Origin of the sequence: Bradyrhizobium sp. Ai1a-2, assembly GCF_000426245.1 — a bacterium.
In the GTDB taxonomy this organism is placed as follows: domain Bacteria; phylum Pseudomonadota; class Alphaproteobacteria; order Rhizobiales; family Xanthobacteraceae; genus Bradyrhizobium.
The window spans coordinates 26858-38987 of sequence record NZ_AUEZ01000075.1; the positions used below are offsets into that span (position 1 = coordinate 26858).

11 protein-coding genes are annotated in these 12130 nt (G+C 65.1%); 7 read left to right on the forward strand and 4 right to left on the reverse strand.

Translation table 11 applies throughout. The features are described from left to right. Window positions 1–251: 251 nt before the first annotated feature. The 3 genes from K288_RS0133950 to K288_RS0133960 are packed head-to-tail and all read left to right on the forward strand — an operon-like array spanning window position 252 to window position 3194. Window positions 252–2069, forward strand: a complete 1818-nt coding sequence (locus K288_RS0133950) for an ATP-binding protein (RefSeq protein ID WP_043161438.1) — start codon at window positions 252–254, stop codon at window positions 2067–2069. Next, window positions 2062–2817, forward strand: a complete 756-nt coding sequence (locus K288_RS0133955; RefSeq protein ID WP_027583552.1) for a peptidoglycan-binding domain-containing protein — start codon at window positions 2062–2064, stop codon at window positions 2815–2817. The genes K288_RS0133950 and K288_RS0133955 overlap by 8 nt, the downstream gene beginning before the upstream one ends. 32 nt (window positions 2818–2849) lie before the next feature. Next, a complete protein-coding gene (locus tag K288_RS0133960) occupies window positions 2850–3194 on the forward strand; it encodes a DUF1491 family protein (protein ID WP_027583553.1) in 345 nt (114 codons plus the stop codon). A 136-nt stretch (window positions 3195–3330) separates the two neighbouring features. Here K288_RS0133960 and K288_RS0133965 read toward each other — a convergent pair whose 3' ends face one another. After that, entirely contained in the window at window positions 3331–4263 is a 933-nt protein-coding gene (locus K288_RS0133965) for a DUF2336 domain-containing protein (protein ID WP_084799925.1), read from the reverse strand. A 307-nt stretch (window positions 4264–4570) separates the two neighbouring features. Here K288_RS0133965 and K288_RS55045 point away from each other — a divergent pair, with 307 nt between their 5' ends. Both K288_RS55045 and K288_RS0133970 read left to right on the forward strand, forming a co-directional pair. Beyond that, complete coding sequence (locus K288_RS55045; protein WP_084799927.1) at window positions 4571–4771, forward strand: hypothetical protein; 201 nt, start codon at window positions 4571–4573, stop codon at window positions 4769–4771. Between the two features lie 16 nt (window positions 4772–4787). Further along, window positions 4788–5567 (forward strand): hypothetical protein, encoded by a 780-nt coding sequence (locus K288_RS0133970; protein WP_043161440.1) that lies wholly within the window; start codon window positions 4788–4790, stop codon window positions 5565–5567. Here the strand turns inward: K288_RS0133970 and K288_RS0133975 are convergent. The 3 genes from K288_RS0133975 to K288_RS0133985 are packed head-to-tail and all read right to left on the reverse strand — an operon-like array spanning window position 5564 to window position 9068. Next, window positions 5564–6181: a DUF1254 domain-containing protein gene (locus tag K288_RS0133975; protein WP_027583556.1), complete on the reverse strand. Its 618-nt coding sequence runs from the start codon at window positions 6179–6181 to the stop codon at window positions 5564–5566. The two genes, K288_RS0133970 and K288_RS0133975, sit on opposite strands and share 4 nt — an antisense overlap. Continuing rightward, window positions 6178–6756 carry a DUF1214 domain-containing protein gene (locus tag K288_RS0133980; RefSeq protein ID WP_027583557.1) on the reverse strand — a complete coding sequence of 193 codons (579 nt, stop codon included), beginning with the start codon at window positions 6754–6756 and terminating at the stop codon, window positions 6178–6180. Before K288_RS0133980 ends, K288_RS0133975 begins: the two co-directional genes overlap by 4 nt. A 29-nt stretch (window positions 6757–6785) precedes the next feature. Then, window positions 6786–9068 carry a PBP1A family penicillin-binding protein gene (locus tag K288_RS0133985; protein WP_027583558.1) on the reverse strand — a complete coding sequence of 761 codons (2283 nt, stop codon included), beginning with the start codon at window positions 9066–9068 and terminating at the stop codon, window positions 6786–6788. 279 nt (window positions 9069–9347) lie between these two features. Here K288_RS0133985 and K288_RS0133990 point away from each other — a divergent pair, with 279 nt between their 5' ends. Together K288_RS0133990 and K288_RS0133995 are read left to right on the forward strand one after the other, a co-directional pair. Further along, window positions 9348–9863, forward strand: a complete 516-nt coding sequence (locus tag K288_RS0133990) for a YcgN family cysteine cluster protein (protein ID WP_027583559.1) — start codon at window positions 9348–9350, stop codon at window positions 9861–9863. Window positions 9864–10034: 171 nt separating this feature from the next. After that, window positions 10035–11615 (forward strand): MDR family MFS transporter, encoded by a 1581-nt coding sequence (locus tag K288_RS0133995; protein ID WP_027583560.1) that lies wholly within the window; start codon window positions 10035–10037, stop codon window positions 11613–11615. The last annotated feature ends 515 nt before the right edge of the window (window positions 11616–12130 follow it).

Below are 12130 nucleotides of genomic sequence, written 5' to 3' on the forward strand. Positions count from 1 at the left end.
CTGCGGCAAGATGCGCGAGCCCGGCTCGTCCACCATTTCGAAACCATAAGATTATCGATTGCGGAAACCTCACGTTCACCATCCGCGTTAAATGCGCCCGTTGTGATGTGCAAAAGCTGCGCGAAGGCACAGAGTCTGGCGGCCAGGCACGGTGCCTTAGCGTTCGCTTAAGTTCACTCTGACACGGTGAGTCCAAGATGAAGGGGGCGTTCCGACGCGTCTTTGACGCAGGATCGGAAAGCGCGAGAGCCGTGAGTGTTTTGAGTATTATCCGCGATTGTCTCGATGCCCTGCTGCATCCGTCGGCGAGATATGACGCGTTGACGCGGGCGCGGCATCGCGCCTTCATGGCGCCGCGTCTGCTCGGCAGCCTGGCGGCGTTTGCTGCGTTTCCGGTCTATCTCGCGCTGCGCGGCGCGCCGAGCGCGATCGAGGTCGCGGCTTTCGCCTGGTTGATCGCGCCGATCCTGTTGTCCTGGTTCCTATCGCGCACCGGCCGCTATGAAGGCGCGCATGTGCTGTCGTCGCTGGCGCTTGCCGGCTTCGTCATGATTGTGGCGGCGGCCACCGGCGGGATCACGTCCTTTGCCGCGGTCTGGCTCATCGTCGTTCCGATCGAGGCGGCGCTGTCGGCGTCGCGCCGCGTGGTGGCATTCGCCTTTGCGCTGGCGATGTCGTGCGCGGCGGCCTTGATCGTGCTTGGCCATTTCCACCTGCTGCCATCGTCAGATCTGAGCGCGCCATTGCAGGGCTCCTTGATCGGTTTCGGCGTCGTTTCAGCGACGCTCTATGCCGCCGGCCTCGCCTTCGGCGCCGAGTCGCTCGCGCGCACCAGCGTGGCGTTGTTCTATCGCGAGGAAGAACGCTACCGTCTGCTCGCGCACAATATGAGCGATGTGCTGTCGCGCCACAGCCGCAACGGGGCGGTGCAATTCATCTCGCCGGCGGCGGAAGCGATGCTCGGCGTGCCGGCGCCGCGCCTGACGGGGCACGGCCTGTTCGATCGCGTCCATGTCGCCGATCGCCCGGCCTATCTCACCGCACTGTCGGACGCAGCGCGGGGCGGCGAGGGACGCAGCGTCGAATTCCGCCTGCGGCGGGAAGTGCCGCGCGGTCTGGTGCAGTCGGCCGATTTCATCTGGGTCGAGATGCGTTGCCGGCCGCTCGATCAGGTCGCAGGCGAGGGCGAAGTTGTCGCCGTGATTCGCGACGTCACCGATCGCAAGATGCAGCAGGAGGCGCTGGAGCAGGCGCGCAACGCCGCCGAGCAGGCGGACGCGTCGAAGACGCGGTTCCTCGCCACCATGAGCCACGAATTGCGCACGCCGCTGAATGCCATCATCGGTTTCTCCGACATGATCGCGCAAGAAGATGTGCTGATGCTCGATGCGGCGCGCCGCAAGGAGTATGCGCAGCTCATTCGTGATTCCGGCCAGCACCTGTTGTCGGTGGTGAACGGCATCCTCGACATGTCCAAGATGGAAACGGGCACCTTCGAAATCGCGCCCGAGCCGTTCGCGCCGCGCCCGGCGCTGCTCAATTGCTGCAACCTGCTGGCGCTGAAGGCGCGGGAGAGCGGCGTTGACTTGATCACCCGCGCGCCGGAGGATCTGCCTGTCATGAATGGCGATCCGCGCGCCTTCAAGCAGATCACGCTCAATCTCGTATCAAACGCCATCAAGTTCACCGAGCGCGGCGGCAGCGTCACGGTGTCGGCCGCGGTCGAGGGATCACGGCTGATACTTGATGTCACCGATACCGGCGTCGGCATCGATGCCGACGATCTCAAACGGATCGGCGATCCCTTCTTCCAGGCCGGCAAGACCTATCAGCGCCGCCATGAGGGCACCGGACTTGGACTGTCGATCGTGAAGGGCCTGGTCGGCTTGCACCAGGGCGAGATGAGTGTAGAGAGCAAGCTTGGCGAAGGCACCACCGTGACTGTGACGCTGCCGCTCTCGTTTGCGCCGCCGGCGGTACAGGAGCCTTCCGGCAAGATCGCGACGCTGAAGCCCGCGTTGCGATCCGGATTACAGGAACAAGCCCAGCAGGTGAAGAAGAGTGCCTAGGAAAGTTGCCGATGATGACGAGATGCCGCGCCGCCGCCGCGGCGCGCAGGCGGTTGCGATCGAGGCCGAGGAAGAGCGCGGCCTCTTGATGCGCGTGCTGCTGCATAGTCCGAAGGATACGGTCGCCGGCGTGCTCGCGGTCGGCGCCGTCATTGCCATCATTACCAATGCGCTGTTCCTGCAGGCCGGCCGTCATCCATCGCCGATGTTCGGCTCGGTCGTGACGTTGCCGCCGCCGGCGCCTGCCGTCACGAGCCCGCTGCCACGTCCGCGACCGGTCGAGGCTGCCGCGCGTCCCGTTGAATCCCAGCCTGTGGAGGCGAAGCCCGCCGAGCCTGTGAAGCCCGCCGAACCAAGGGCGGAACCGAGAGCGTCGGAATCCAAGACGTCCGATACCAAGGCTTCCGATTCCAAGACTTCCGATTCCAGGACTTCCGATCCGATGACCAATCTCGTCGTGAAGTCGACTTCGGCGCCGCCGGCTCCGGCGAATGTCGTCCGGCCGCCGGCGCCGATCCCCACGCGCGGCGAGACCACCCAGAGTGCAACATCGAAGCGCATCGCAGCGGTCCAGCGCGCGCTCACCGAATATGGCTACGGCCAGCTCAAGCCGACTGGCACCATCGGTTCCGAGACCCAGGCCGCGATCGCCAAGTTTGAGCGTGACCGCAAGTTGCCGGTGACCGGCCAGATGTCGGACCGCGTCGTGCGCGAACTCTCCGCGATGATCGGACGCTCGATCGAGTAGCTTCGCGGCCGGCGCTGGCTTATCATCCCTCAATGCGATTGAAATCAAGCATCTGGGTGTCCGCATATCTGCGGCGCTGCCAGAAGGAAGGCGTGTTCGGTGCGGTGCGCCGGCGCGGCGCGGAAGAGGCGGGGGCGGTGTTCGTCAAGGTGGCGCTGCTTGACGGCAACGCCATGCTTTACACGCCCGCGCCACAGACGGCCTATGAAGACAGCCGGCCGTTCGACCGCATCTTCGTACCGATGACGCAAGAGCCGGTCCCGGAATCATCGGTAGAGCAACGGCTTGCCAAGGAAGTCCGCTTCGATCCCGATGCCTGGGTCGTCGAGACCGAGGACAAGGCCGGGCGGCACTTTCTGGACCTGGCGAAGGCCTAGAGCGTTTTCGAGCGAAGTGGACACCGGTTCGCATAGCAATCAAGTTTACGCAGATTGCGTAGACTTATCTGCGTAGAAAACGCGTCAAAACAAGAATCTAGAGCTTCGGTTCTGATTCAATCAGAACCGAAATGCTCTAGCGTCCGGAACTCTGCGACCGGATCGCGGGCGCATCGGCCGGCTGACCGGTCGGGCGCCTCTCAGCGGATGTGGAGCGCCCGCGATGGCGCTCGTCATCATAGAGCGAGGGACGATACTTGGCGCGCGCGACCGCCATGGTCGAGCCGCGCCACGCCGCCAGCATGATGAGCGCCGTACGTTCGCTCAGCCGATCGTACATTCGCGACAGGCGGAACACGTAGTGCACCGACGAACCCAGCACCGGATTGAGGAACATCAGCACCCGCTGGAACACCGGGCTCGGCATGTTCAGCGCTCTTGCCGCGCAGGCCAGCGGCTCGCCGCTGGGATCATTCACCACCTGCTCGGCAATGCGCGATGGCAGGATCAGGGCTTCGCCGACCTCGCGCGCGAAATTCTCGATGTCTTCGGCGAAGGCCGCCATTTCCAGGATCTCGATGGCGCGCGCGGCGCGCGGCGCAGGAATCCGCGCCGACGCCTTCAGCGGAGTCTCCATGATGTTCTCGAGGATCTGGACCCGCTCGCTGGCCGTCGCGGCAAAGAACATGTCGGTGATCTCTGCAGCATCGTTCGGCCGCATTGCAAGGCTCGCTGCCATGCGAAGCTGCGCCTCGGTCGGAGGGGTGACCGATAGTGGCGCAGACGGCGGCGCCGGAATTTCCGCGGCGAGCGGCAACGGCTGGTCCGGGTCGGTGCGCCGCAGGCTAAGCCTGCCGAGAAGCTCCTCCGGCGTCGCCGGATAGACCGAAAGCCGCGCCCGCACCGCCGCGCGCGTCCCATCGTCCACCTGGTCGATCAGGCGCGAAGCCAGTTCGACGAACTGCCGCTCTTCATCGGCGGAATGAGCCTTCGCCTGCACATAGAGGTCGGTGAGCACGCGCAGCAGGGTTGGACGGATGTCGACGCCCTCGCGACGAGAGAGGGTCATGAGCCCGTCGAGGCCTGGAATGACTGGAGCTGCGCTCATGGGAAGGCGTACGCGACTTTCGAAAATGCGCAAAACGTTCGGATGCCAGCCTATGTCGGCGGCTTTAAGGGCCGGTTAAGGAAAACGAGCCGTGAAGGCATCCGTTAAAATGTGAACTATCTGACGGAAGCGATCTGGCGAATAGGGCACACTCGCCACATCAGTAACCGACCGGCGGCCCCGATTAAGAGGTCATTAACCACGTGCGGTTCTTAATCCGGACGTCGCCTGGCAAATCACCGCCGCGCGGCAGGTAGAGAGAACAGAAATGGGCACCATCATTGAGTTTCCGGCGGATGCGGCTTCGCGGCGGCCGGGCGCAGTCATGGGTGGCGCTGCAAGCGATGGCATGGGGACTGTTCTGATCCTTCCCGTTATCCGGATTGAGCGCGTAACCGAGCAGAGCGACGGTGGACGCGGGCCGGCAGAAGGTGCAGCGCCTCGTCGCCGTCGCCGTCGGCGCACCTGACGATTGGACGTTTGAGATGCGGGAGGGGGGTCTTCCGAGCCGGAGCACCAGAAGCCGGCGCTCACGCCCGGTGTTTGCGCTGCTGCTGATCGGTGCGGCGCTCGGCGGTTGCAGCGGCGGCGATTTCGGCCGCACGCGCGCCGACTTCCGCAACGACGACATGCACCGCTGGCTCGGCGCGGAAGCGACCGGCAGCATCGGCATGAGGCCCTCGCAATTCCAGCTCACCGAACAAGAGCGCCAGCTGCGCGATCTCGCCTATCCCCTGATCGAGCCGCCGCATTCACGGCCGGCCTGGAAGAGCGTGTTCGGCGACTATCAGCCGCTGCCTTCGCCATGGCGGCAGAAGGTGGTGTTCGACCGCACCGCTTACGGACGGGCGCTGATCGACGAGCCGCACCGCGCGCACACGTCGCGCTACATGCAACTGATCGACGACGTGCGCGACGACATCACGCGCTTCGAGCCGTTCTTTGCGACTGCCTGGCGCGTCATCGAGCTCGACCGCAAGCGCAATGCCAGCCTCGGCATGGTGTCGGACCTGTCGCCGCCGGAGCGCGCCGATGCAATCGCGCGGATGGAAGAGAACACGCTGATCGTGCAATGGGTCCAGCAATGCCTGGAGCAGCGGATTTCGTCCTACCGCTGGGCGCTCGAGCGATTGGTGATCCAGGCGCCCGACAATGTCGCGGCTGATGCCGACCGCCTGATCGGCGAGCTCGCCGTACTGACCGCCAATCCGCCGGTCGCCGCGCAGCCGCCGGCGATCGGGCACGTCACCGTCGTGAAGGGCTAGCGTTTCGAAGGCCGGGCCGCGGGCGCAGGGGCGGGGAGCGGGATTTCGGCCTGCTTCGGCGCCGGCGGCTCGCTCTGCACCTTGCAGCTTGCGGCTGCGAGCGAGGCCTGTGCCTGCGGCATCAGGCCGGGCTCGGCCGCCAGCGCCTTCAGCAGGATCAGGCCGGTCGTGGTCGGGGAATCGATGATCAGCCGGTCGGCGGCGGTGATGTCCTCGTCCTCCGGCAACTCGTTGTGCTGCGCTTCGGTCATCAGATCGAGCTCGATCACCTTCTTGCCGGCGGAACGGTCGTTGATGGCGTAATAGGCGAGCTCGTTGCGGGTATAGAACGACACCGAGGTATAGGCCTGGCTCACCGGCACCGTCAGCTTGATCGGCCCGGTCGAGAGATCGTAGCGGCAGATCGCCATCGCGAATGCCGGGTCCATGAACGGCATCAGCGAATTGCCGGGCGCTGCGGGCGGCAGCGGCGTGACCGCGTTGAGCTGTGTGATCGGCGTCAGCCGCGAATAAGCGTCCTGGGAGGCGATCCGCGGCAGGGCCAGCACGCTGACGAGATGCACCACGCCGCCCAGCAGCACGCCTGCGATGATCGTGAAGGCGAGGCGGATCATGGGCAGCCCACCGTCGAAATCGCCGGCATCGGCGCGTCGCGCTGGGTCCGCGTTGCCACCCCGACCGGCGTGTCGTAGAGCCGCAGCATCAGCGCGTAACGCTCGATGCCGCCCGTCGGCAGCCAGTTGCCAGCCCGCGAGCGCGAGGCGATGCGGATCTCGAAGGTACCGTCGGAGGCGCGGATGATCTCCTGGCTGGTGAAGCCGTAGCGCTGCAGCGAATTCGCCACCAGACGGCCCTTGCTGTCGAACAGCGTCAGCGTCCAGAACCGCGCCGGCGGGGTGACGCCGCTGATGACGACGTCGCAACGTCCGTCGAGCGGTTTCTTCTTGTCGTCGGTGGCAGCGGTGAAGGCGATGCCGTCGCCGGTGCCGACAGGCAATTCGCCGGAGCGGGCGATGGTCGCGCGGTTGTAGGGGTCGATGTCGGAGGTGCCGTTCCTCGGCCGCGCGGTCCAGGCGCCGATCTTGAGCGTGCCGATATTGGTGCCGCGCGTCGCGGCCACATAGGTCGAGCCGAGGCCAATCCCGGCAGCAACTATCAGCGCGAGCAAGGTGATGAGGATCAGCCGCACGGGCTACAGCTCCGAAGCGATCGCTGGCATTAGTTCTTGCGCGGCGCAGGCGCCGTCGTCTGGTCGCCGGCCGCCGTGACGTAATTCTCGGGGAAGGCCAGTGCGCTGGACGATGGTTTATCCGATTTCGCCGGCGCGTTGGACGACGTCTTGCCCAGGGTCCTGGCCGCATCGTCGAGCATTTTCTCGACCCGCACCAGGATGTCGGCGCCGCGCTTGGTCAGCACCGGCGGTGGTCCGGGCTTGGTCTCGAGTATCTTGGGCGCGGCGTTCGCGGCAGCGTTCGCCTGCGTCGCCGGCTCCTTGGGCAGCTTCTGGCCCATGCCGATGCCGGGAATTTCCCGGACCTCGACGCCCTGATGCGCGGCAACCATGATGTCGTGCCAGGTCTGCGCCGGCAGCGAGCCGCCTGTCATGCGGTTGGTCGGCGAGTAGTCGTCATTGCCGTACCAGACCGCGCAGGTGAAGTTGCCGGTGTAACCGACGAACCAGGCGTCACGATACGCGTTGGTGGTGCCGGTCTTGCCGGCCGTCGGAATGCCGTCGAGCGCGGCGCGGCGCGCGGTGCCTTCGCTCACCACGTGGCTCATCATCCCCGCCATGTCGGCGGCAACGGAGGCCGGGATCGCCTGCCGCGGCTGCGGCCCGTCGCGGTCCCAGCGCCAGACCAGGTCGCCGGCGCCGGTGCGGACTTCCAGCACCGAATGCGGCGTGACGGACCGGCCCCTGTTCGGGAACGTCGCATAGGCGACCGCATGCTCGACCACCGTGACTTCGTCGGAGCCGATCGGCAGCGAGGGCGTATCCGGCAGCGGCGCCTTGAGGCCGAAACGGCGCGCCACTTCGACGATCTTGGCACGGCCAGCCCTGGGGCCTTCCTTGCCGCCGAGCGCGATCGAGAGTTTCACCGGCACGACGTTGATCGAGCGCGTGATCGCCTGCGTCAACGTCACCGAACCGGAATAGGAATGGCCGTAGTTCTGCGGGCACCAGTTGCCGATGCACACGGGGCCGTCGACGATCTTCGAGTTCGGCGTGAACCCGTTCAGGAGCGCGGTCGTATAGACATAGGGCTTGAACGACGAGCCGGGCTGCCGGTAGGCGTCGGTGGCGCGGTTGAACTGGCTGGCGCCGTAATCGCGGCCGCCGACCATCGCGCGCACGCCGCCGTCGAGATCGGACACGACGGTCGCCGCCTGGGTCGCGTGATAGTCGCGGCCGAACTGGCGGAGCTGGTTCTCGATCGCTTCCTCGGCGGCGCGCTGCACGTTCATGTCGATCGCGGTGCGGACCACGAAGACGCGTTCGGTATAGGATTTCGGGAAGGTGTCGACCAGCCTGCGCATCTCGTCGAATGCCCAGTCGAGATAGTAGTTCGGCGAATTCTCGTCGCGCCGGTCGACCGCGACCGCAGGATTGCGGCGGGCGCCGAACACCTGGCCCTCGGTCATGAAGCCGGCATCGACGAGGTTGTCGAGCACGACGTTGGCGCGGGCGCGGGCAGCCGGCAGGTTGATATGCGGCGCGTATTTTGTGGGGGCCTTGAACAGTCCGGCGAGCATCGCGGCTTCCGCCAGATTGACGTCGCGCGCCGACTTGTTGAAGTAGAAATGCGCTGCGCCGTCGACGCCGAAGGTGCCGCCGCCCATATAGGCGCGGTCGAGATAGAGCTTGAGGATCTCGTTCTTGCTGAGGCGGTGCTCGAGCCAGATCGCCAGGAATGCTTCCTTGATCTTGCGCTCGATGGTGCGCTCGTTGTTCAGGAACAGGTTCTTGGCAAGCTGCTGCGTGATCGAGGAGCCGCCCTGGCGCACGCCGCCGGCCTGCGCGTTGGTGACGAGCGCACGTGCGGTGCCGGCGACGTCGATGCCGAAATGGTCGTAGAAGCGGCGGTCTTCGGTGGCGAGCGTGGCCTTGATCAGGACGTCGGGAAAGTCTTCCAGCGGGATCGAGTCGTTATGCTTGATGCCGCGGCTGCCGATCGGATTGCCGTAACGGTCGAGGAAGCTCACCGCGAGGTCGGACTTCTTCAGCCAGTCGTCATCGGCGGTTTCGCGGAACGCCGGGATCGCGAGCGCCAGCAGCACGACCATGCCGCCGAGCCCCATGGTGGCGGCCTCCGACAGCGGCTCGATGAACACCCAGCGCTTCCAGCGGCCGACATAGAAGTTGTCCATGAAGGTGGAGTAGCGCTCATAAAGCTCGCGCAAGCCCCTGCCGGAGGAGAACAGCGTGGAGTCGATGCGCGCATCCAGGTCCAGAAAGAAGTTCCGGAGCCTGCTCTTCCACTGTGGCGGTAGGATCTGGCGCACCGGGGCCCTTGCTCGGTTAGAAAGTGCTCACGCGCGAGCGTCTTGGTTCCATGTTGCGGCAAACCCAAGGCGTTGTCGCGTCACTTGGGAGGACTCGATTACTTTTACTTTTCTATCTGAGCGGAGGTTATAAACCAATGGTGCTGCTTGCGATTTTAATGTCAGGCTGAACCTGTTTGTGAACTCGTTCAGCTGCCCGTGGATGGACCGGCTTGCGTGCCTGCCACTGCGCCCCCTAGATGGGGGGCGATCCGACTTAAACCAGATTCTAAGATTTTCATGACCGCACCGCCCAAGCGCGCCTCGAAACAGGAAGGATTCTTCTGGAAAACCAAGACATTGGAGCAAATGTCCAATGTCGAATGGGAAAGCCTCTGCGACGGCTGCGGGCGCTGCTGCCTGGAGAAGCTCGAGGACGAGGACACCGGGAAAATCTATTTCACCCACGTCTCCTGCAAACTGCTGGATGCCGGGCTCTGCACCTGCAAGGACTATCAGAACCGGTCCGACAAGGTTTCGGACTGCGCCCGGCTGACCCCCGAGAACGTCCGTAGCCTCAATTGGCTGCCGCCAAGCTGCGGCTACAGGCTGGTCGCGGAGGGCCGCGATCTCTATTGGTGGCATCCGCTGATTTCGGGCGACCCGAACACCGTCCACGAGGCCGGCGTCTCCGTGCGCGGCCGGGTACAGGGAACCGAGGACGAGATCCCGGATGCCGAGCTTGAGGACCACATCGTGCGGTGGCCGGCGCTGCTGCCGAAGCGGGCGCGGCTGAAAAACCGGCCGAAATCGTAACGTCTCGTCCAAGGAGGAAATCGCGTCGCAAATCACGTCGTCGCGATGACGCGGCCCCGGAATGCACCCATGCGCTGAGCCGCCTGCCTCAACAGCAATTTGCTGCCTACATTGGAATTCATAGAACGATTCCATTGTGGCGTTGCGCCGCAGCGAGAAATTGCACCTGAGATGAACAAGTTCGAACGGCAGAGCAGTGAACCTGCCGACCGACAGGCATTGCCTGCAGACGTAGCCGAAGAGCTGTCCCGCCTGCCGACCGAGGTGATCGACCTGACCGACGCGCCGCCGCTGGCGCCGCCGGCTCCGCTTGCCCCGGACGAAGTCCGCACCATCGTCATCAGCCTGATGCTGACGATGTTCCTGGCGGCGCTCGACCAGACCATCGTCGCGACCGCGCTGCCGACCATCGGTCGCCAGTTCGGCGACGTCTCCAACCTGTCATGGGTGATCACGGCCTATCTGCTGGCGTCGACCGCGGTCGCGCCGGTGTTCGGCACCTTGAGCGACATCTATGGCCGCCGCGCCATGATCATCACCTCTCTCAGCCTGTTCGTGGTCGGCTCGATCCTGTGCGCGATCGCCCCCAACATGCCGATATTGATCCTGGCGCGCGGCCTGCAGGGGCTCGGCGGCGGCGGCATCATGCCTGTCGTGCAGACCGTGATCTCCGACGTGGTCAGCCCGCGCGAGCGCGGGCAATACCAGGCCTATTTCAGCAGCGTCTGGATGGCCGGCGGCATCGCGGGTCCGGTGATCGGCGGCGTGTTTGCCGAGCATCTGCACTGGTCGATGATCTTCTGGATCAACCTGCCGCTGTCGTTTGCAGCGCTGGCGCTGCTGTTGCCGAAGATGGGCAAGATCCCGGTGTTCCACCGCAGGCGCAAGGTCGACTGGCTTGGCGGCATCCTCCTGATGGCCTCCGCGGTCGTGTTCATGCTGGTGCTGACCTGGGGCGGCAACCATTTTGCCTGGCTGTCGCCGGTGATCATGGCGATGATCGGTGCGTCGTTTGCGCTCGCCGCCGCCTTCGTGTGGCACGCGGGCAGGGCGGACGAGCCGTTCCTGCCGCTGTCGCTCCTGAGCGGAACAGTCGTTCCTTTCGCGATCGTCGCAGGCAGTTGCGCACTCGGCGCCATCGTCGGGCTGACGGTGCACCTGCCGCTCTACTACGAGGTGGTCTATCACCTCAGCGCCAGCGAGGCCGGGCTGGCGCTGATCCCGCTTGCCGCGGTCTCGACCTGTGGCGCAGCGATCGCCGGCCGGACCATGGCGCGTGCCAAGCATTACAAGCGTGTGGCAATCGTCGGCACCTCGGTCGCCGCCCTCTGCGGCGTGGCGATGGCGATGACCACGCTGCCGCTGTGGGGACTGCTCATGCTGATGTCGGTCTTCGCGCTCGGCCTCGGCACGACGTTTCCGGTCAGCGTGGTCTCGCTGCAGAACGCGGTGGCGCGCTCGCAGGTCGGCACCGTGACCGGCGCGATGAACTTCTTCCGCGCGCTGATGGCGTCGTTCACGGTCGCGGCGTTCGCCGCGATCCTGTTGATGGCGCTCGGCGCCGACATCTCGCTCGCCGGCGAACATCATGGTGCGGTGAGCTCGATCCCGGTCGCCGACATGACCACCGCCTTCCATTTCGTCTTCGGCGCCGCCGCCGTGCTGCTCGCAACCGCTGCGCTGTGCATCACCATCATGGAAGAACGGCCACTCGCGGGCCCGACCACGCGCCAGGTGGAAGTGGCGGAGTAGGCCAGTTCGATCAGGTAGGGTGGGCAAAGCGACAGCGTGCCCACCGTCAAGCGCTCCGCTCGCGATGGTGGGCACGCTTCCGCCAGAGCTCGTTCGAGCAGCGGTACCCGAAGTCGCTTTGCCCACCCTACAGCTTCCGCCTTGTGTCGCGCGCTCTCTCTGCCGTCATTGCGAGCGGAGCGAAGCAATCCATGCCTCCGCAAGTGGTGAAATGGATTGCTTCGCTCCGCTCGCAATGACGGGGGTGAGGTCTGATTCAAATGTCAAACAGCAATTCCGTAGGATGGGTAGAGCGCAGCGAAACCCATCACGATGGAGCAAGCTGCGCGAGTAATGGGTTTCGCTGCGCTCTACCCATCCTACGTCGGATTCAAACAGCGGATAGGAGTCTACGTTCTCGCGACGCTTTGCGTCCGAGGTTTGCGTCTCGTTTCACCCTCCTCGAAATCGGAGGGCGCAGGGAAAGCCGGGTGCTGGTTGCACCCGTGGGTCCCGTGCAACAAAAAGCACGGGGG